Annotated in this window: 21 protein-coding genes and 1 pseudogene; 19 read left to right on the top strand and 3 right to left on the bottom strand. The window is 33.4% G+C overall.

The features are described 5' to 3' along the window. Nucleotides 1–30: 30 nt before the first annotated feature. Nucleotides 31–1,767, bottom strand: a complete 1,737-nt coding sequence (locus AC2DZ0_RS02465; protein ID WP_484643454.1) for an ABC transporter ATP-binding protein — start codon at nt 1,765–1,767, stop codon at nt 31–33. A 167-nt stretch (nt 1,768–1,934) separates the two neighbouring features. Between AC2DZ0_RS02465 and AC2DZ0_RS02460 the strand changes: the two genes are divergently transcribed. The 4 genes from AC2DZ0_RS02460 to AC2DZ0_RS02445 are packed head-to-tail and all read left to right on the top strand — an operon-like array spanning nt 1,935 to nt 3,620. After that, nucleotides 1,935–2,795: an SPFH domain-containing protein gene (locus AC2DZ0_RS02460; RefSeq protein ID WP_484643452.1), complete on the top strand. Its 861-nt coding sequence runs from the start codon at nt 1,935–1,937 to the stop codon at nt 2,793–2,795. Between the two features lie 9 nt (nt 2,796–2,804). Further along, nucleotides 2,805–2,963 carry a DUF4177 domain-containing protein gene (locus AC2DZ0_RS02455; protein ID WP_484643450.1) on the top strand — a complete coding sequence of 53 codons (159 nt, stop codon included), beginning with the start codon at nt 2,805–2,807 and terminating at the stop codon, nt 2,961–2,963. Between the two features lie 2 nt (nt 2,964–2,965). Beyond that, entirely contained in the window at nt 2,966–3,454 is a 489-nt protein-coding gene (locus tag AC2DZ0_RS02450) for a hypothetical protein (RefSeq protein WP_484643448.1), read from the top strand. A gap of 1 nt (nt 3,455) precedes the next feature. Beyond that, nucleotides 3,456–3,620, top strand: coding sequence for a type II toxin-antitoxin system antitoxin (locus AC2DZ0_RS02445; protein ID WP_484491444.1), 165 nt, complete (start codon nt 3,456–3,458; stop codon nt 3,618–3,620). A gap of 21 nt (nt 3,621–3,641) precedes the next feature. Here AC2DZ0_RS02445 and msrA read toward each other — a convergent pair whose 3' ends face one another. Then, entirely contained in the window at nt 3,642–4,262 is a 621-nt protein-coding gene (msrA, locus tag AC2DZ0_RS02440; RefSeq protein WP_484643446.1) for a peptide-methionine (S)-S-oxide reductase MsrA, read from the bottom strand. Between the two features lie 188 nt (nt 4,263–4,450). On the opposite strand from msrA, the pseudogene dnaX reads away from it, so the two are divergent. The 6 genes and pseudogenes from dnaX (at nt 4,451) to AC2DZ0_RS02410 (ending at nt 11,142) form a co-directional block, all read left to right on the top strand. After that, nucleotides 4,451–6,141 (top strand): annotated as a pseudogene (gene dnaX, locus AC2DZ0_RS02435) (DNA polymerase III subunit gamma/tau). Nucleotides 6,142–6,195: 54 nt separating this feature from the next. After that, nucleotides 6,196–7,038: a universal stress protein gene (locus AC2DZ0_RS02430; protein ID WP_484643444.1), complete on the top strand. Its 843-nt coding sequence runs from the start codon at nt 6,196–6,198 to the stop codon at nt 7,036–7,038. 3 nt (nt 7,039–7,041) lie between these two features. Next, complete coding sequence (locus AC2DZ0_RS02425; RefSeq protein ID WP_484643443.1) at nt 7,042–9,243, top strand: SulP family inorganic anion transporter; 2,202 nt, start codon at nt 7,042–7,044, stop codon at nt 9,241–9,243. A gap of 2 nt (nt 9,244–9,245) precedes the next feature. After that, nucleotides 9,246–9,788, top strand: coding sequence for a pyridoxamine 5'-phosphate oxidase family protein (locus AC2DZ0_RS02420; RefSeq protein WP_484643441.1), 543 nt, complete (start codon nt 9,246–9,248; stop codon nt 9,786–9,788). A gap of 3 nt (nt 9,789–9,791) precedes the next feature. Next, nucleotides 9,792–10,373 (top strand): MiaE family protein, encoded by a 582-nt coding sequence (locus AC2DZ0_RS02415; RefSeq protein WP_484491439.1) that lies wholly within the window; start codon nt 9,792–9,794, stop codon nt 10,371–10,373. Nucleotides 10,374–10,377: 4 nt separating this feature from the next. Then, nucleotides 10,378–11,142 (top strand): TIGR02757 family protein, encoded by a 765-nt coding sequence (locus AC2DZ0_RS02410; protein WP_484643439.1) that lies wholly within the window; start codon nt 10,378–10,380, stop codon nt 11,140–11,142. Here AC2DZ0_RS02410 and AC2DZ0_RS02405 read toward each other — a convergent pair. Beyond that, complete coding sequence (locus AC2DZ0_RS02405) at nt 11,139–12,113, bottom strand: oxidoreductase family protein (protein WP_484643438.1); 975 nt, start codon at nt 12,111–12,113, stop codon at nt 11,139–11,141. The genes AC2DZ0_RS02410 and AC2DZ0_RS02405 overlap by 4 nt on opposite strands. A gap of 91 nt (nt 12,114–12,204) precedes the next feature. Between AC2DZ0_RS02405 and clcA the strand changes: the two genes are divergently transcribed. The 9 genes from clcA to AC2DZ0_RS02360 all read left to right on the top strand — a co-directional run bounded on the left by clcA (nt 12,205) and on the right by AC2DZ0_RS02360 (nt 21,581). Continuing rightward, a complete protein-coding gene (gene clcA / locus AC2DZ0_RS02400; RefSeq protein ID WP_484643437.1) occupies nt 12,205–13,527 on the top strand; it encodes a H(+)/Cl(-) exchange transporter ClcA in 1,323 nt (440 codons plus the stop codon). Between the two features lie 24 nt (nt 13,528–13,551). After that, on the top strand, nt 13,552–14,445 hold the full coding sequence (locus AC2DZ0_RS02395) for an RluA family pseudouridine synthase (RefSeq protein ID WP_484643436.1): 894 nt from the start codon (nt 13,552–13,554) through the stop codon (nt 14,443–14,445). A gap of 4 nt (nt 14,446–14,449) precedes the next feature. Beyond that, the gene (locus AC2DZ0_RS02390) at nt 14,450–14,965 is read left to right on the top strand and encodes a hypothetical protein (protein WP_484643434.1); all 516 of its coding nucleotides are present in this window, start codon (nt 14,450–14,452) and stop codon (nt 14,963–14,965) included. Nucleotides 14,966–15,022: 57 nt separating this feature from the next. Further along, a complete protein-coding gene (locus AC2DZ0_RS02385; RefSeq protein ID WP_484643432.1) occupies nt 15,023–15,796 on the top strand; it encodes an outer membrane lipoprotein-sorting protein in 774 nt (257 codons plus the stop codon). Between the two features lies 1 nt (nt 15,797). Next, on the top strand, nt 15,798–17,021 hold the full coding sequence (locus tag AC2DZ0_RS02380; RefSeq protein ID WP_484643431.1) for an ABC transporter permease: 1,224 nt from the start codon (nt 15,798–15,800) through the stop codon (nt 17,019–17,021). Nucleotides 17,022–17,024: 3 nt separating this feature from the next. After that, nucleotides 17,025–18,242, top strand: coding sequence for an ABC transporter permease (locus AC2DZ0_RS02375; RefSeq protein ID WP_484643430.1), 1,218 nt, complete (start codon nt 17,025–17,027; stop codon nt 18,240–18,242). A 10-nt stretch (nt 18,243–18,252) separates the two neighbouring features. Next, nucleotides 18,253–18,939, top strand: coding sequence for an ABC transporter ATP-binding protein (locus AC2DZ0_RS02370; protein WP_484491430.1), 687 nt, complete (start codon nt 18,253–18,255; stop codon nt 18,937–18,939). A gap of 103 nt (nt 18,940–19,042) precedes the next feature. Then, a complete protein-coding gene (locus tag AC2DZ0_RS02365) occupies nt 19,043–20,092 on the top strand; it encodes a hypothetical protein (protein ID WP_484643429.1) in 1,050 nt (349 codons plus the stop codon). A gap of 1 nt (nt 20,093) precedes the next feature. Continuing rightward, nucleotides 20,094–21,581, top strand: coding sequence for a YfcC family protein (locus AC2DZ0_RS02360; RefSeq protein WP_484643427.1), 1,488 nt, complete (start codon nt 20,094–20,096; stop codon nt 21,579–21,581). Nucleotides 21,582–21,610: the final 29 nt, after the last annotated feature.

The following is a 21,610-nucleotide window of genomic DNA, read 5'->3' as shown; positions in this document are numbered from 1 at the left end:
GAGGTTTTACAAAATGTAAAACCTCTTTCTTTATATCCTACTTTGGTAGGTGAATAATTCGTAATATCTACCTTCTTTCTCTATAAGCTCAGTATGCTTTCCTGATTCTACTATATTTCCTTTTTCTATCACTAAAATCTGATCTGCTTTTTGAATCGTGCTCAATCGATGTGCAATTACAAAAGTGGTTCTATTTTTCATAAGCTCCTGCAAACTCTTTTGAATAAAACTTTCACTTTGTGTATCTAGATTCGAAGTTGCCTCATCTAGAATAATAATTTTAGGGTCTGCTAAAATAGCTCTAGCAATAGAAATACGTTGTCTTTGGCCTCCTGAAAGCTTCACTCCTCTTTCTCCAATTACAGTTTCTAAACCTTCTTCAAAACGATCAGTAAACTCATTTACATATGCGCCTTTCACGGCTGCCAACAACTCCTCCTCACTAGCCTCTGGTTTTGGAAACAAAATGTTTTCACGAATGGTACCTTCATATAAAAAATCATCTTGTAAAACCACGGCCAAATTTCTTCGAAAGCTACTTAAATTAACAGTAGACATATCAATTCCATCCAAAAGAACGCTACCTGAACTAGGGTTTAAAAATGTTGCTGCTAACCCAGCAATAGTGGATTTTCCTGATCCTGAAGAACCTACTAATGCTGTAACAGAACCTGCTTTCGCTGAAAAACTAATATCATGTAAAACTTCCTTATGCTCTTCATAACTAAATGAAACATTTTCAAAATCAATTTTACCTTCGATATTTTTTAACACCACTTTTCTTTGCTCTGGATCATCTTCCTCATCCATCTCCATCAATTCTTGAGTTCTATCTAGGCCTGCCATAGCTTCTGTCAATTGACTACCAATATTACTCATTTGAACAATCGGTGCAATCATAAACCCTAAAAACAAGGTAAAAGAAATAAATTCACCATAAGTCATCGTATTATCCATCATAAAATAGCCACCAATTCCCATGATTCCGGCAGAGGCCAATCCTAATAAAAATGTAGAAGAACTTGTTATTATCGCCGTCGCCGTCAAACTCTTCTTTACATTCAGAAAAATACGTTCTACCCCTTTCTCAAACGATTTACTTTCTTGTTCCTCCGCATTAAACCCTTTGATCACACGAATTCCATTTAAAGTTTCTGTCAGCCTTCCTTTTACCTCGGCATTAATCTTTCCTCTATCTTTAAAAATCGGTCGGATATACCCAAAAGCTTTTAATGCTACAAATGCAAAAATCAAAACAGGTACTAAAACACATACAGTCATCAAGGCATTAATTCTTATCAGAACTACAAGAGAAATAATCGCCGTAAAAGAACCTCCTACCAACTGAACCAACCCTGTTCCAACTAAATTTCGCACACCTTCCACATCAGACATTACTCTAGAAACCAAAGCCCCAGATTTGTTATTATCAAAAAAACGTATGGGTAATTTTAATAATTTTTTTTGCACCTGTGCCCTTAAAACTGAAATTAAATGCTGTGCTTCTACGCTCAATACCCTAGTTAACGAAAATGAAGATAGCGCTTGCACTAAAATAGCAAAACACACAACTCCAAGCAACAACAATAGATTTTGAATATTTTGTGATGGAATGACATCGTCAATTAACGTTTTACTTGAATATGGTAAAACCATTCCTGCTAAACTTCTTACTATAATCAGTAAAAGTCCAACAAACATAGTTTTTCTTCTTGGCCAAATATACTCTGTAAAGGCCCATTTAAAGGATACTTGTTTTTTGCTCATGCTTGAAAAGATACGAATATCAAGCCAAAAAATAAATTAGGACAAATCGTCATGGAAAGCTTATTGTTAAACTCTAAAAAAAACATTTTTCCTTAAACACTTGCAAATCAAAGTATTTTGTTCTTATATTTGTGATATCATTTTGATATCACTTTAAATCTATTACTATGAACCAAGAAAAAACTATTAAACTTCTCAACGGGTATTTCATGTTAGTACTCATATTTTTATTATTATTCGGTGGAATATTTCTATCAATAAGTAACGAAACTGGTATTTATATCCCTCTCTCATTTATCGGGCTATTCTTATCCTTTGGACTTGTTTTGGTGAATCCAAACAGCTCTAAAGTATTATTACTATTTGGTAAATACATCGGAACTGTAAAAACCAATGGACTTTATTGGGCAAATCCTTTTTATAAGAAAAAGAAAATCTCATTAAGAGCAAGTAATTTTGACAGTGAACGCTTAAAAGTAAACGACAAACTCGGTAACCCTGTCATGATCAGTACTATTTTAGTTTGGCGTGTTACCAATACATACAAAGCGGCGTTTGATGTTGACAATTACGAGAACTTTGTACGTGTTCAAACAGACGCGGCCGTTAGAAAACTTGCGAGTATGTACCCTTATGATAATTTTGCAGACGAAGGACTTGCTGAAGATATTACTTTACGCTCTAGTGTAAACGAAGTAAGTGAAGCCTTAGAGAAAGAAATAGAAGAACGACTATCTATTGCTGGAATAGAAGTTCTAGAAGCTAGAATTGGTTACTTAGCTTATGCTCAAGAAATCGCAAATGCAATGCTCAAAAGACAACAAGCAACCGCTATTGTTGCAGCCAGACACAAAATTGTAGAAGGAGCGGTAAGCATGGTAGAAATGGCTTTAGATGAACTAAATAAAAAGGAAATTGTAGTGCTAGATGAAGAAAGAAAAGCCGCTATGGTAAGTAACCTAATGGTTATTTTATGCGGAGACAAGGAAGCTTCACCTGTTTTAAATACAGGAACACTAAACCATTAATCAAGAAACATGAAAGAATATAAAGTTATCAATTGGAAAATGGGTTTTTCAAATAACAATGAAAAACTGGAAGATGTGCTGAATGAATATGGAAGGGCTGGATGGGAAGCGAGACATATTTCTGAGAGCTCTACAAGAATTATTTTTGAAAGAGAAAAAAACCGCTAATTATGAGAGTATTTGTGGAAGAACAACAATTCAAACAAAAATGGCTTATTACCCTACTCGCTGTCAGTAGCTTGGGGCCATTGCTTTTAGTTACTCATTTATTTCTAAATAAAAATGGAATGAATATCTATGAGTATCTTGTAACTTTGTCCATTATTGTTGCTTCTGCAAGCTTGATTTTTCTTTTTAAATTAAAAACTAGAATTGATGAAAAAGGAATTCATTATCAATTTTTCCCATTTCATTTTAGCAATAAAATTATTTTATGGGATGAAATAAAAACAGCTGAAGTTAGAACCTACAATGCTTTTACCGAATTTGGTGGCTATGGCTTAAAAGGTGGAAGATTTTGGAAAAAATTAAATGGAACTGCCATAAATGTTTCAGGAAACAAAGGAATTCAGTTGCATTTAAACAATGGTAAGAAAATTTTAATTGGCACTCAATTAGAAGCAAAAGCAAAAGAAATATTGCTGCGATATAAAAAATAATATGGCTAAAAAGAAAGCATTTGCATTACGCATCAACGAAGATATGATTAAGGCTATTGAAAAATGGGCTTCTGATGAATTTCGATCTACCAACGGACAGATTGAATGGATGCTGATGCAAAGTCTTAAAGAACATAAAAGAGCCCCTAAAAAACAAGAGGAGTAATCTAATAATTACTCCTCTTTTTTATTTTAACAATTCAGGATAAGCCTTTTTAAATCGATTCAATCTCGGTATCGATACATTTTTTACATAGCCATTGTTCGGATGTAATTTCTCAAAATCTTGGTGGTAGTCTTCTGCTTCATAAAATTTTTCATAAGCCTTAATCTCAGTTACCATTTTATTTCTATAAACCTCTTTATTTAAAGCCTCAAACATGGTTGTAGCAATTAATTTCTCTGTTGCATTTTGATAAAAAATAATACTTCTGTAAGGAGAACCAAAATCTGGATTTTGCCCAAAAGTAGTCGGATCTTGGCTTCCAAAATATACCTCAACCAAACTTTCATAACTCACAATATTAGGGTCATAATATACTGCAACTGTTTCAGCATGTCCGGTTTTTCCAGTACCCGTTGATTTATAAGTTGGATTTTTAGTATGTCCACCTGAATAACCAGATATCGCTTCTTCTACCCCATTCACACTCTCATAAATTGCCTCAACACACCAAAAACAACCACTAGCAAAATAAGCCACTTTTAAAGTTCCATTTTTTACTTTTTTCTCATAATTCTGAGCCTCTAATGAAGACATAGTAAAAAACAATCCCACTATTAGCACTACAATTTTATTATTCCACATATTTAAATTTCATTTTAAACCTACACCATTTAGTACGCAGGTATCTTAAATAATTACAAGCAATATTAATTTTTTTTTGAATAACTAGCTCATATTCATTACAAAAAAATCTTTTTATTCTAGCAGTATTTTTTTGTTGCTTATCGCTGTTCGAATCCCTACATTTGTCTTTCAATTTTTATCACTCTATGGAACAATTTATAGTATCTGCTCGTAAGTATCGTCCTCAAATTTTTGAAGACGTGGTTGGCCAACAAGCCATTACCAATACTTTGGAGAATGCTATAAAAAACAACCATTTAGCACAAGCTTTATTGTTTACAGGACCTAGAGGAGTTGGAAAAACTAGTTGTGCCAGGATTCTTGCTAAAAAAATTAATGATGAAGATGGAACTCATGCGGATGAAGATTTTGCTTTCAATATATTTGAATTGGATGCTGCCTCTAACAACTCCGTAGATGATATTCGATCCTTAACCGATCAAGTTCGTATTCCTCCCCAAACAGGAAAATACAAAGTATATATCATTGATGAGGTTCATATGTTATCTCAAGCAGCATTTAATGCTTTTCTTAAAACATTAGAAGAACCACCTGCTCATGCTATTTTTATTTTAGCAACAACTGAAAAACACAAAATAATCCCTACCATTCTCTCTCGTTGTCAAATTTTTGATTTCAAAAGAATTGGTGTGCTAGATGCAAAATTACATTTAAAGAAAATTGCAGAACAAGAAGGAATAACGGCTGATGATGATGCATTGCATATCATTGCTCAAAAAGCTGATGGTGCTATGCGTGATGCCTTATCGATTTTTGATAGGGTTATTAGTTTTTCCGGAAAAAACCTTACTAGAGAGGCTGTTACTGAAAACTTGAATGTATTGGATTATGATGTTTATTTTAAAACAACTGATTTAGTTTTAAAAAACAACATTCCTCAAGTACTGATTGAATTCAATTCTGTTTTAAGTAAAGGGTTTGAAGGACATCATTACATCAACGGACTGGCATCACACTTTAGAGATTTATTAGTCGCAAAAGATGCTGAAACAATCCCTCTTTTAGAAGTTGGAGATATTGCTAAAAAAAGATATTTAGAACAAGCTAGTGCGGCTTCGTTGCCTTTTTTACTTCAAGCCATTGAAAAAGCGAACGATTGTGATTTAAAATACAAGACTAGTAAAAATCAACGTTTATTAGTTGAATTGACTTTGATGCAAATTGCTTCTATAACCTTCGAGGCAGAAAAAAAAAAAGCAGTAACTTCATAATACCTGCCTCATTTTTTAAATCTCAATTGGTTGAAGAAAAAATTCAAACGGTAAAAAAAGAGATCCCAAAAGAAAAATCACTCCCAGAAAGTCCTTCACAAAATGTGGCTCCACCAAAACCGGCTCCACGAATGAGAACTGGCAAAAGGAGAACTTCTGCTCTTTCTTTAAAAAGTTTGACTGAAAAAGTTGAAGCCGTGGAAATCACGCCTGAAACTGAAATTGATAGAGATACCTTACCGAAAACTCCTTTCTCTGAAGGAAAATTGGTGAACTTATGGTCGCAGTACGCACAGCAACTTATCAAAAGAGGAGATAAAAGTTTGGCTTCTATTTTAATGGCATCCAAACCTACATTATCAGAATTCCACATTCATTATACACTTCCTAATCAGCTGATGGCTGAACAATTGGAAAGACTGAGACCTAGATTGTTGAAATTCCTAAGAGATTCGCTTAACAATTATAGTATTGATTTGACTATAAAAATTGAAGTTACCGAGGTTAAAAAGTTTGTGTATACACCGCAAGAAAAATTTGAAAAATTGCAAGAATTAAACCCAACAATAGATTTACTTAGAAATTTATTTGGTCTCGATATTTAATATCAGTTAGTTACATTTTTTTAATATCTTGCCGCCCCAACAAACATACACTAAATGCATTCATTTGATAAAATTTTAATAGGTATTGCATTTTCCCCAAATATAGTTGCCAACATACATGAAGCCGTTCGACTGGCAAATATGTTTAACTCGGAATTAGTCTGTGTTCATGTAGGTGAAAAAACCGAGGAAAAAGAATCTAAACTGGAAAAGATTTTCCAAAACGCTCCTAAACTTCATTCTAAAAAAAACTTAGTATTTCAAACAGGTAATCCTGTTGATGTTATTTTAGACACCTGCAAAACACATCAAATAGATTTACTTATTCTAGGAGCCCTTCAAAAGGAGAATATATACAAGTACTATGTAGGATCTATTGCAAGAATTCTTACCAGAAAAGCTCCATGTTCGGTACTTTTATTGATAAAACATTCAGTAGAAAGAGTTCCGTGTAAACATATTGTTGTAAATGGATTGCAAGATCCTAGAACTGAAGAAACAATTCAAACCTCCTTTTATGTCTCTCAAGGGCTATCATGTCCAAAGATTACAATTGTGGAAGAGGTTACCCAACAAGAAATTCATGCAAAAGCAAATGATGATATTTCATTGCGAAAAATGAAGATCGAAAAAGAAAGGATTGCCAATAGAGAAGAAATGAGGGTTAAAGATATTCTAACTCATATTTCTGAAGAAAATAAAAATGGCATTGCTATAAAAACTCAAAGTATTTTTGGTAAAAGAGGTTATTCTATCGGTCACTATGCCCGTGTTGTGAGAGCTGACTTATTGATTATGAACGCTCCTAACAAAACAACTATATTAGATAGATTGTTTCCGCACGATATGGAGTATATATTATCTGAACTCCCAACGGATGTTCTCATTGTTAAATAACATATGGTACAAAAAGAATCTGCGCTCAAAAGTTTTATCTCCACAATTCCTAAAAATATATTTGCTGGTTTTGTAGTATCATTAATAGCATTACCACTAGGCTTAGGCTTGGCAATAGCCTCTGAAGCGCCTCCGGTAGCAGGAGTTATATCTTCTGTAATTGGTGGTATATTGGTTGCCTTTTTAGGAGGATCTAACGTCACCATAACAGGACCGGGTAATGGGTTGGTAGTTGTACTTCTTGGAGCCATTACTACCTTAGCAGGCGGGGACTTACATCAAGGATACTTATTCACGCTTGCTGCCATTGTTTTTGCAGGTATTCTGATGCTAATACTTGGCTTTTTAAGGATGGGAAGTCTTAGTGATTTCTTTCCTTCTTCTGCAATTCAAGGAATGTTAGCAGCTATTGGTATCGGTATTCTTGCCAAACAGTTTCATGTAATGTTCGGATATATTACCATCAAAGGAACTACGATAGAATTATTATATGAAATTCCATTTACCGTGTATCACTTTTTTGTAGATACACACAACAATTATATTGCAGGTATGGAAGGTATTATGAGTTTGTTTATCATGGTTTTCTATTCTAAGATTAGAAATCGTTATTTCCAGTTGATTCCTGCTCCTATGTGGATTGTAATGTTAGCAGTTGGTTTGGCATACCATTATGAATATTTCTTACAACAAGAATATCCTGTAGATAAAAGTTTATTGATCAATATACCCGACAATATCGTTCAAAGTCTTGCTTTTCCCGACTTTTCGAATATTTTTAGTGTCAAATTTATAAATGTGGTACTTGCCATCACATTAATCTCAAGTATAGAATCGCTTTTAAGTATCAAAGCAGTAGATAAACTGGATCCTTTAAGAAGAAGATCAAATATCAACAAAGATTTAAAAGCCTTAGGGATTGCAACTACAGTGAGTGGTTTTTTGGGTGGCCTAAATGTGGTTACTGTAATTGCTAGAAGTTCAGTTGCAGCAAACAATGGAGCTTCCAATCGATCTGCCAATTTTTTCCATGCATTTTTTCTTGTTTTATTTATCCTTTTATTTCAAGATCAATTATGTAAAATTCCTTTACCTGCCTTATCTGCAATTTTAGTATATACAGGTTACAAACTAGCAAACCCTACAAACATTGCTAAAGTTTTTAAAATTGGAGGTGAGCAGCTAATTATTTTTATGACTACTTTGCTCGCCACCATATTCTTCAATTTAATTATTGGAATTTTTAGTGGTATCCTGATTACATTTATCATTCATATCATTTTAAACAAAAATTTTACTTTATTCACTCGAAACTTATTAAAGCCTAATGTGTTAATGTATAAAGAAGATGATGAGAAAAACAACTACTATGTAAGTGTTGTTAATTTCTGTACATTTTTAAATTACTCTAAACTAAAATCCAAATTGGATCAAATTCCAGAAAACGAAGATGTTATTTTAGATTTTTCTAGATGTAGCTTTGTAGACCATACCGTAATGGAAAATGTAAACGACTACATTAATACCTTTACCTCTAAAGGAGGACATTTTGAAGTTACCGGATTAGACTTACATGGTTCACATACTGAACACCCATTTGCTTTGCGAAGAATAAGTGCCACAAAAAGACTTGCCTCAAAAAATCTTACAAGAAGACAAAAAACCATCAAAAATATTTCAGAGGCATTTCATTACAACTACCGTGCCCTTCAAAAAAAGCCATTTTTGTTTCTGGAAAATTATGGTTTTTTTAAATCAAAAAACATCAGTAAAATTAAAAATGTTCTCTCTAATAAAGACACTACTCTATTTGATGTGATTTATACAGAAGGGGAATTCATTGCAAAGCAGGTGGTGAGAAGTACCATGATGCACATAAAAGTGAATAAAGATATCCCTAGTTTTATATTAGACAGAGATGGTTTATTTGAATACATTTATCACCTTGCAGGTTATGAAGATATTAGAATTAAAAATCATCAAGATTTCACAAAAAGATTTTATCTTTCGGGTAACGAAACAGAAGCTATTGAAAAATTATTTAATGATGAATTAGTTTTGTTTTTTGAAAGCAATACATACTATCATATAGAAGCTTCTAAAAATGGATTATTAATTGTGTATAAAGAGAGACTTGCATCAGTAAAAGAAATCAAAGCTATGACTGATTTTGGTGTCCGTTTACAAAAAATAATAAATCAATAATTATGGGAAAGAAACAAAAAGAATTAAACGACGGAATTATTTCCTTTATAAAAGCGCAAAAATTGTTTTTTGTTGCTACCGCTGCCCCTACTGGAACTATTAATATTTCACCAAAAGGAATGGACTCTTTTAGAGTTTTAAATAATAATAAAATTATATGGCTGAATGTGACTGGAAGTGGAAATGAAACCGCTGCTCATTTATTACAAGATAACAGAATGACCATCATGTTTACTGCTTTTGAAGGAAAACCAAATATTCTAAGACTATATGGAAAAGCAAAAATTTTCCATGAAAGAGATACTGAATTCACTGATTATATCTCGTATTTCCCTCCTTTAGCAGGGGCGCGTCAAATTATAGAATTAGATATTGAAGCTGTTCAAGAATCTTGCGGAATGGGAGTACCTTTTTATGATTTCAAAGAAGAAAGAACTCACCTAAATGACTGGGCTACAAAGCAGGGTGAAGAAAAAATAAAAGAATACCAATTAGAAAAGAACTCCACTAGTTTTGATGGTTTCGAAACACAAATAACAGAGTAAAATATGTTAGGATTAAAATTACCTACAGACCCTAGATGGGTAAACATTGCAGAAAAAAACATTGATGAAATATTAATTGATCATGCACATTGTGAGCAAAAAGCAGCCTCAACAGCGATTTCATTAATTGTTAGTTTCCCGGAATACACAGATCTTGTACAAGAAATGATTGCTTTGGTAAAGGAAGAAATGAGTCATTTTAAGTTAGTACTTGATAAATTAGTTGCCAAAGGCGTAACCTTGGGTAGAGATAGAAAAGATTTATACGTTGTTGAATTATTAAAATTCTTTCCTAAAGGAGGTTCTAGAACAGATCAATTGGTACACAGACTTTTGTATGCTGCTTTGATTGAAGCTAGAAGTTGTGAACGTTTTAGATTATTATCCGAAAATCTTGAAGACAAAGAATTAGCAAAATTCTATAGAGACTTAATGGTCTCTGAAGCAAATCATTACACTCTTTTTTTACAATTCGCCAGAAATTATGGTGATGTAAATCAAGTAAATGAAAAATGGAATGCTTTGTTGGAATACGAAGCAAATATTATGAAGGATTTAGGAACTACACAATCTATACACGGTTAGAAAAATGAATTCTAAGGAACTAAAAGAATTTTTAGATGCTAAGGTTATAGAGTACAACACCTTAGAATTTATAGATTCTGACCCAGTACAAATTCCACATCTATATACTCAAAAAGAAGATATAGAAATTGCTGGTTTCTTAGCTGCAACAATTGCTTGGGGTAAAAGGGAAATGATTATAAAAAACAGTCATAAAATGATGGATTTCCTTGGAAACTCTCCTTACGACTTTATTTTAAATCATACGGAAGAGGATTTGTCTAAAATCGAACACTTTGTGCATAGAACCTATAACCTAGAAGATTTTAAATTCTTTATTCGTTCCCTAAAAAACATTTACCTCAATCATAATGGATTAGAAGGTGTTTTTACAAAAAATCAAACTCAAGATTCCTTACAATCAGCTATTCATGAGTTTAAAAAAGTGTTTTTTGAAATTCCTCATCTTCCTAGAAGTACCAAACATGTCTCCGATCCTAAAAAAGGCTCCGCTGCTAAACGAATTAACATGTACCTTAGATGGATGGTTAGACAGGATACAAAAGGCGTTGATTTTGGATTATGGAAAGAAATCAGTCCAGCCCTACTTTCTTGCCCATTAGATGTACATTCAGGAAATGTTGCTCGAAAACTGGGAATCCTTACAAGAAAACAAAATGACGGTAAAGCACTGTTAGAACTTGATACCGCCCTTCGTAAACTAGATCCATCCGACCCTGTAAAATATGACTTTGCACTTTTTGGGCTAGGTGTATTTGAGAAATTTTAATTATTTATTTTTTTTAATACTTCGTTACATATCTTTTCACTATAACTATTTATTTTCCAATGACCAGGACTCCATCCTTTTAAAAATCGATGAAAATCTGCCCATGCTACTGGATAAAGAGCACGCCAATCTTCTTCTAATTTATCAAATATTACAGACGAGTTATTCTTTCTAAGAGCTATTTTCAATTCTGAAAAATAACGATCTAAAATTTCTTGCTCTTTACGTTCACATTCATCCTCATAAAAACAACTCCCAACAAAATAGGCTAAATCTTTCATCCCCACTCCTCCTCCAACATATTGAAAATCGACAGCTGCAACTTCACCTGTTGAGGAAAAACAAAAATTAGCAAGCTTTGCATCCCCATGAACAAAGGTTTGGTAAGTACTATTCGCCAAAATGGCATCAATATTTTTGGCATTTTGTTTCAATTTAATATCACTCAAAACATCAAGTTCTTCAGGTCGTGTTTCTAAATGCCAATAAGTTCCCACTGTCCATAAATCTTTTGGTTTTTGATGGAGATAAGTGGCATGAAAATTTGCCAACCATTTGATACAGTTCTGCAATTGCTTTTCTGAAACTTGTTGTAATCGTATTGGATATCCGACAGCATCCATATCTTCTAAAAGAATGCATATTTCTTCCTCTTTTTTTATTACACCAAAACATTTAGGAATTCTTGAAGCCTCCAAACATTTTGAACTCCAGCTTTGATACCAAGAAGACTCTACCTGATAGGACTTTAACTTTCTCTGGTGAGAAATATTGGAATTCCATCCCCTCGGATGATTACCTTGTTTAGGAGGTTTAATGTGTTTGATGATTACAGTCTCTACCATTCCACCAAGCACACGATAGCGGACAATACTACCATAACCACTCCAAAGTGCTTGTATTTCCTCTAAAGGCTCTATTGTATTAGCTTTTAGCTGTTCTAAAATATCTCTTTCAAATTCTTTTAGCATAAGTTTCTAACGCTTTCCACAAATATAAAAATCAATGCACGCCTAACTTCAATATTTTTATTATTTTTAGTCATATTCCTATTGCTATTTCATGAATTTCAGATCTAAATTTCGCCTCCATAAAAACAATGGCAGCAATAATAAATTATTGTTCTATGCATTCGTAATTGGTGTTCTTGTTGGTATAGTTAGTTCCTTTTTCAGGATTTGTTTGAATTTTATAGAGCAGTATAGAGATAAATTATTTTCTATCTCAACCGCTGAGGCTAGTATTTCATGGATATATCCAATTATTTTTATCGCAATCACTGTTTCGTTGTCTCTATTTTTAGTCAGAAAATACGCACCAGAAACCACAGGTAGTGGAATTCAAGAAATTGAAGGTGCTTTGGATGGAATCCGTCCGATGCGATGGAAAAGAGTACTACCGGTAAAATTCTTTGCATCTCTACTATCCTTAGGTAGTGGCTTGCTACTCGGTAGAGAAGGTCCAACCATTCAATTAGGTGCCAATATTGGTAAAATGGTAAAGGATATCCTTGCTCCTTCCTCCATAAAAGAAAATGCTTTAATATCCGCGGGTGCAGCAGCTGGTTTAGCTAGTGCTTTTAATGCACCTTTTGCCGGAATTATTTTTGTTATTGAAGAAATGCACGAACATTTTAAATGGAATTTTTTCTCAGTTGCTGCCATTATGGTAGGCGCAGGTACTGCTGATTTAATTGTTCGTATGTTACTGGAACCTGCACCTAGTATTAAAATGACAATTTTTGTAAGTCCTAATCCTAGTTCCTTATGGATGTTTGCCATACTTGGTCTGATATTTGGAATTATCGGATATTTATTTAATTACTTATTAATTGGTTCACTTACTCTATTTTCTTTTCTCAAGGAAAAACCTGTTATCATAATTGGAATTTTTATGGCCATTATTATAGGATCTACAGGCTTGTTTTTCCCTGAGATGATTGGTGGCGGTTATCATACTATTACCCAAGTCCTCAATCACAACTTTTCATTGAGTTTTTTATTGATTTTACTTGGCATCAGAATGTTGCTTACCATTTTTAGCTATTCTTCAGGAGTATCCGGGGGGATTTTTGTTCCGATGTTGACATTAGGAATCTTATTTGGTATGTATTATGGGATCGCAATGCAAACCTACTTCCCTAACTTTATTCAGTATCCGGGAGTATTCGCTGTAGCAGGAATGGCTGCAATTTTTGCATCAACCGTGAGAGCTCCATTAACCGGTTTGGTACTAGCCGTTGAAATGACTTCAAACTACGAATTAATTTTACCACTAATTATAACAACAGTAACCGCCTCTGTATTGACTACTCTCATGGGAAACAAACCGATTTACGCAACGCTACTTTCACAAACAATAACAAATACAAAAGTCAATTCTTGATTCCATTTTCATTAACTTTGACTTATGAATACACCTGAAAAAACTTTGAAAATCATTGAAACTTTCAAAGTTCCATTGTTAGAAAAAAAAACAAGACTACAAGATTTAGCTCCTGGTATGTTTGAACATATTCCAACAAAAAGCGGTGTAAAAAAAGCGCTTAAAAACAAACTTGTTAAAATCAATGGTAATTGTGTTAATTCTGGAACTTTCTTGCTCGGTGGAGAAATTATAGAACTATATGAATCTAGTTCAAAAAAAAACAAGCCAAAAATTGACATCCAGCTAGAAGTTATTTTTGAAGATGACTATCTAGCACTTGTAAATAAACCTGCTGGAATAACTGTCAGTGGTAATAAAAAATGGACCTTAGAAAATGCATTGTCCTCACATTTAAAAAAAAGTAGTCACCAAGACGCCTTAGTATCTCCAGAACCTATTCATCGATTGGACCATCCAACAAGTGGAATTTTACTAATTGGAAAAACGAGTAGTTCAGTAATCAAACTGAATAAATTATTTGAAGAAAAAAAAATAAACAAAACATATTTTGCCGTCTCTACAGGAAAAATGAATGCTGAAGGGCATATTAACACTCCGATAGATGCTAAACCATCAAGCACAAAATTTAAAATTTTAGTTTCTGAAATTTCTGAAAAATATGAGTTTCTGAATTTGGTTAAACTATACCCAACAACTGGTAGAAAACATCAAATAAGAAAACACCTTTCTTCCATTGGAAACCCTATTCTAGGCGACTCCATTTATTGTAATCCAGAAAAACTGGCAAAAGGAAATGGTTTGTATTTACATGCCTACTCTTTAGAGTTTACGCACCCCATAACGCGAGAGATTTTATTTTTTAAAGCTAGTGTCACTAAAAAATTTCAACGCCTTTTCCCATCGTTCATATTTTAATATTATGTATACAGAAGAAAATCTAAAAGAGTTATTTGAGACAAGAAAAAATAAAGAAGGATTGATGCGTTTTATCAAATCCAATCCAAATGCCTTTTTACCATTACTTGAACTTTCATTAAAAAATACTCCTGACGCTTGGAAAGCATCTTGGCTCATCGGTCATGCGATGTCTCACAATGATTCAAGAATTTTTGGTTTTATAGATCGCTTGATAGAACAACTCCCAACCTTAAAAGAAGGACATCAAAGACAAACCATAATTATTTTATTAAAAATGGAACTTGAAGAAGAACAAGAAGGAAAACTTTTTGATATCTGTTTAAACATCTGGGAGAACATAAAACTGATTCCCTCTACTAGAATTACAGCAATGAAATTTATTTTGAGTACTGTAGATAAATTCCCAGAGCTAAAAAGTGAAATTAAACTTTGGACACAAGACCAATATACTGAAAGTCTTTCTCCGGGTATAAAACACAGTTTAAGCAAACAGGTACATAAAATTTTAGACAATTAATAAATTGTTAGTCCCTTATTAAATTATTACTTTTAAACTTATTAATTCTTTTTTCTCATGATGAAAAATCCTTTTTCTACTTCCATTCTAACATTTTGTTTGATTGCTTTTTCTTTCTTCTCAATCACTGCTCAAACTACTACAGAGATAGAAAAAATTATATACAAAGCTGAGAATAAATTAAGAGGTAAAAGCTCTATTTCAGAAATGAAAATAACCACTATCCGAGCAAGATACACACGTGAAATGAGAATGAAATCATGGACACAGGGTGAGGATCTTAGTTTAATGTATATTATGGAACCTGTACGTGACAAAGGAACAACCTACTTAAAACGAAACAGAGAAATTTGGTATTATCTTCCTTCTATTGAACGTAATATAAAAATGCCTCCTTCAATGATGAATCAGAGTTGGATGGGAACGGACTTGAGTAATGATGATTTGGTAAAGAAAACCTCACTTTCAAAAGATTTTGATCACACGCTGCTAGGTACAGAAACTATTTCAGAAAAAGACTGTTACCGCATTAAGCTAATTCCGCATGAAAATGCCGATGTAATCTGGGGGAAAATTGAACTTTGGATTGAAAAGGAAAATTATAATGTAATGAAGCAGGAATCTTTTGATGAAGACATGGAGCTAGTAAACACAATGCTAGCCTCTGACATCAAAAATATGGGAGGAGAAATAATTCCTAGTAAAATGGAATTTTTCCCTGCAGACAAACCTAACCAAAAGACATTGATGGAATATGAATCGATTGAATTTGATGTAAAAATTCCTTCTCATTATTTTACTACTCAATATATGACCAAAATAAAAGCATAATATGAGGTTTACATTTATCATGCTCGCTTGGCGAAATATTTGGCGAAATAGAAAAAGAGCTTTTCTGACGATCTCTTCTATTGCCGCTTCGCTATTTTTTGTTCTTTTCTTACGTCAAATGCAATTCTGGACCTATGATTTTAACATCAAAAACACTGTTTCCGGAAGTGTTGGATACCTTCAAATAACTGACAGTAGCTATGTTGATGAAAAAATAATTGACAACACACTTACCTCTGACCAAATTGATTTAAAAAAAATAAGAGAAATTGATGGTGTTAGTGGTGTTTATACGAAGTTTCAATCGGGAGCTTTGGTCTCAACTGGACTAAAATCTAGATTTGCCGCTTTAAACGGAATCAATCCATTAACCGATAATAAATTACTAAAGTTAGACAGAAAACTAAAAAAAGGTGCCCTACTCTCACCTGATGATAAAGCGATATTAATCACAGAAAGAATGGCAGATTATTATAAAGTTACTGTTGGTGACACTTTAGTTTTGATGGGCCAAGGTTATCAAGGGTATACGGCTGCCGGATTATATCCAATCAAAGGTTTTTTAAGTTTTTCTGTGGGGGATTTTTCTAATATGGTTTTTATGCCCATAAAAGAGGCTCAGTATATGCATGTGGCAGAAAATAGATTTACCCATGTACTGATAGATTTAGAGAACAGTAATAACCTTCCTATCGTTGCTGAAAAAATTCAAAATGAACTAACCGATCCCTTGTTAAAACTTAGAACATGGATGGAAGTATTACCTGGATTAAAACAAGGATTAGAATTAGATGCTAATTCTGGATTAATCATTTCTGGTATACTTTATATGATTGTTGGTTTTGGAATTTTTGGAACCATTGTGATGTTATATAACGAAAGAAAATTTGAATTCGGTGTGCTTTCAGCTATCGGAACAGGAAGGAGTAGTTTGATATTTATCACCATGACAGAGTTATTTTTACTAGCCAGTATTGGTGTGCTCTTTGGTAACTTGATAGCCATGCCTTTCTTATATTATTTAAATAACAACCCAATAGAATTAGGCGGTGAAGCTGCCAAAGCTATTATTGATCAAGGTTTTGAACCTTATGTGGGAACAGGAATGTTTTTAGAGGTATTTTTAGCAAATTCCTTTGCTGTATTGGCCATTGCAGGAGTTGCTTCTACCTATATTATTTTTAAGTTGATAAAAATCAACGCAATTGAATCCATGAAACAGTAAATTATGAAAACCATTATAAAAATTGCTTGGAGAAATTGTTGGAGAAACCCTTTGCGTACTTCAATTGTCATTCTTTCTATAGCTTTAGGAATATGGAGTTCCATTTTCTTGATGGGCTTTTCTACAGGCTTAGTAAACCAGCGGGTTGATAAAATGATTCATTTAGAAATCGGTGATATCCAAATACACTCTACCACCTATGATGTAGATGGAGATATTACAAACACTATTGAAAATATTGAAAACCTAATTCAAACCTTGGATAGCAATCCTGACATTCATTCCTATTCCTCCAGATTTAAAACAGAAGCCTATGCATTAAGTCCACACGGCCAGATGGGAGTGAAACTACTTGGGGTTGATGCCAAAGCCGAACAACAGGTTTTAAATTTAGAAACAAGATTGTTAGAAGGTACTTTTTTAGAATCTAACAATACCTACCCTATATTGGTTGGTAAAAAACTAGCAGAAGAATTACACCTAAGGATGAACTCAAAAATTCAATTGAATTTTACAGATCCTAATACCATACAAGTTTCAAAAAACTTTAAAGTTTGTGGCATATTTAATGCAGGAAATGAAGCCTTTGATGCAACTACAGTATTCGTTCCCAAAAACACGATTCAAAAAATTATTGGATCCGTGCCAACCCATGAAATTATTATCAAAACAAAATACGAAACACAGGCGGCTCAAATTACACAGAACCTTCAACAAAAACATTCTGAAAGTTTAATTGAAAGTTGGAAAACTCGTTTTCCTGAGATTGCCTATGGTGTAGAAATGATGGATTCTACCATGTACATCTTGATGTCCATAATTATTGCAGCCTTGCTGTTTGGAATTATCAATACACTCACCATGTCTATTTTAGAGAGAAAAAAAGAACTGGGAATTCTAATGGCCGTGGGTATGAAAAAATGGAACATTCGCTTGATGATTGTTTTTGAATCACTAGTATACGGTATTGTGGGAGGCCCTATTGGAATTTTATTAGGCTTTCTAACCATGCAATATTTTGGAAATAAAGGCTTTGATTTATCCGGTTTTGGACAAGGTTTGGAGTCGTTTGGCTATGATCCTATGGTCTATTTTGAAATTGCACCACAGTACTACATAATCTATACACTATACATTCTTTTTGCAACGTTTATTGGTGGATTTTATCCGAGTAGAATTGCAACGAAACTAAATCCTATAGAAGCCATCAGGTCTATTTAATACAAGAATTATGAAAAAAGTAATTGAAACAATCAAGGTTCATAAAATATTCGGTGAAGGTGATATCGCTGTACATGCCTTAAACGATGTATCTATTCAAATCAATGAAGGTGAATTTACAGCATTGGTTGGTCCCTCTGGTTCAGGAAAAACAACTTTACTCAATATGATTGGCGGTTTGGATAGTCCAAATTCTGGAAATATTATTCTAAACAATCAAGATATCGCTGAACTGAACAAATCAGAAATGACAAACTTCCGTCAAAAAAATATAGGTTTTGTTTTTCAAGCTTATAATTTAATTCCTGTTTTATCTGCCTATGAAAATGCCGAGTTTATTATGCTTTTACAAGACATCCCTAAAGAAGAGAGAAAAGAAAGAGTTTATAAATTATTAAAAGAAGTTGGCTTAGAAGGAAAAGAAGACAGCAAACCAGGTGAACTTTCTGGCGGACAACAGCAAAGAGTGGCTGTTGTGAGAGCTTTGGCTGCAAAACCGGCCTATATTTTAGCAGATGAACCTACAGCTAACTTAGACAGTACCTCTACTAAAGATCTTTTGGATTTAATGGCCAGGTTAAATGAAGAAGAAAATATGACTTTTGTGTTCTCTACACATGATCAAAGAGTTATTGATAGAGCCAAAAGAGTTATTTATTTAGATGATGGAAAAATTGTAAATGATGAACAACGTTAAACGCTTTTGCTTACTCATTTTAATATGCAGCTCATACACCTGTCTCGCTCAAGAAAAAAGTGCATTCAAAGAGAATTTATCTTTTAGGGGATATCTAAAGTATATGCAGACTCTTGGATTTGTAGCAGAATCTGATTTGGCAGTTGACAATCTTATTCACAACCGTTTGAATTTTGCATATGATCTTGGCCAAGGACATAGAATTGTAACGGAATTAAGAAATCGTATTTTTTACGGAGCCTCTGTATCATCCATACCTAATTACGGAAAACTAATCAACGAATACAACGGCGTTCTTCCTTTTGAATTTTTAATTATTGGAAATAGTAATATTGTTATGAGTACCATTATTGACAGAGCCTATTATCAATATTCTAGTGAAAAAACACAATTAAGACTTGGTAGACAACGCATCAACTGGGGCATAAATACTACTTGGAATCCGAATGATGTTTTCAACAGTTATAACATCTATGATTTTGATTATGAAGAGCGTGAAGGTGCAGACGCTGTGAGATTTTCTTATTTCCCTACTTATATGTCTAGCATAGATTTTGCCTATAAATTTACGGGAGACTGGAAGACAGATATCTTCTCAGCAATGTATAAATTCAATACCATGAATTATGACTTTCAATTTTTAGCAGGTAAATTTCAAGAAAAAATTTCTGTAGGAACTGGGTGGGCAGGAAGCATCAAAAGTATTGGATTTAAAGGGGAATTAACCGTGTTTAAACCTTATGAAAATAATGAAGAGGCAACCAATACCTCCTTTTCTACCAGCCTAGATTATTCCTTAAAAAATGGAACTTATTTAATGACCAGTTATTTATTTAACTCTTCAGGTACCAACTTAGTTTCTGACGCTGTGAACGATGTGTTTGAAGTTCCCAATGCAGAATATTTAATGCCTGCAAAACACAACATCATGGGAACCGCATCCTATATGTTTAGTCCTATTTTTACAGGCTCTTTGATGACAGTATATAGTTTTGGTGTAAATAGTTTATCAATTGCACCTACCACTACTTTTAGCATCATGAATAATCTAGACTTGGATGTAATTGGTCAGTTTTTCTGGCAAGAATTTTCCACCAGTTCATTTCAAAATGTTGGTAACGGAATTTATTGGAGATTCAAATGGAGTTTTTAAAATGAAAAAAATTAGCATTCCCTCCGCTCCTACTTTTTTGCTGCTCATTTGTGCCTTTGTTGTTGGGCTTACTTGGTTCATTCCTGCAGGATCCTATGATACCTTAGCTTTCGATTCTGAAGACACTACCTTTATCATTCATGCTCAAGAAACGGATAAAAAAATAAAAGCAAATGAACAATCTTTAGATTCTTTGCAAATTGTAATTCCCTTAGAAAAATTCACATCAGGTGCCATTTGGAAACCCATTACCATTCCAAATACTTACCGACAACTGGAATCAAAACCTCAAAATGTAACTGCTCTATTAAAAGCCCCTATCAAAGGAATCATAGCTGCATCTGATATAATATTTTTAGTTCTCATTTTAGGAGGATTGATTGGAATTATGAATTATACTGGTGCTTTTGATGCCGGAATATCTTGGCTTGGAGATACTTTAGAAGGAAAAGAATACTTGTTAATTATCTTCACGACTACTACAATTGCCATTGGGGGAACTACTTTTGGCTTGGCCGAAGAAACCATCGCTTTTTATCCTATTTTGATTCCCATATTTTTAGCTGCTCAATATGACACGATGGTTGCCTTAGCTTGTATTTATATTGGGTCTAGTATAGGAACCATGTTTTCTACCACAAATCCATTTAGTACCATCATTGCCTCAGATACAGCTGGTATCAGTTGGACGACTGGAATTGAGTTACGCCTACTATTTCTAGTTTTAGCAACCGCAATATGTGTCATCTATATTATTCGATATGGCAAAAAAGTTCAAAAATCACCAGAATCCTCACTGATTTACGATCAAAAACAAGAAATCGAAAATCAATTTATGAGAATTCATAAAAAAGAATTGAATTTTCGTTTAAGATCCATACTATTAGTTTTTATTAGTTGTTTTATCATAATGATCTATGGAGTTTCTCAATTAGAATGGTGGTTTTTAGAAATGACCACTGTCTTTTTTTCTGGAGCGATACTGATCGGTTTCCTAGGAAAGATAAATGAAAAAATATTCGTTTCAACTTTTGTAAAAGGTGCAAGTGAACTTTTAGGAGTCGCATTCATTATTGGTATTGCAAGAGGAATTTCTATTGTTATGGAGGATGCTATGATCAGTAATACCATACTTTATTATGCCAGTGAGCTTACTTCAAATATGCCTCAAAGTCTATTCGCTAATCTATTAGTTTTTATCTATGGAGCCTTGTCCTTTTTTATACCATCCTCATCCGGAATGGCGGTTTTAACAATGCCAATTATGGCACCTTTAGCTGATAGTGTAGGTTTTGGAAGAGAAATAATTGTCAATTGTTATTTATATGGCATGGGCTTATTTGCCTTTATCAATCCAACAGGTTTAATTTTAGCTTCTCTAGCTATCGTTAATGTTGGTTACGATAAATGGCTAAGATTCATTATGCCATTAGTTTTTGTTTTACTAATTTTTGTACTAGTTATAACCACGCTATCGGTAGAATTTTAATTTATAAATCATACCTCAATCTGAAAGAT

Source organism: Flavicella sp. IMCC45668, from assembly GCF_057219105.1.
The sequence above is the reverse complement of the archived record's forward strand: the minus strand, read 5'-3'. Positions and strand labels throughout refer to the sequence as shown.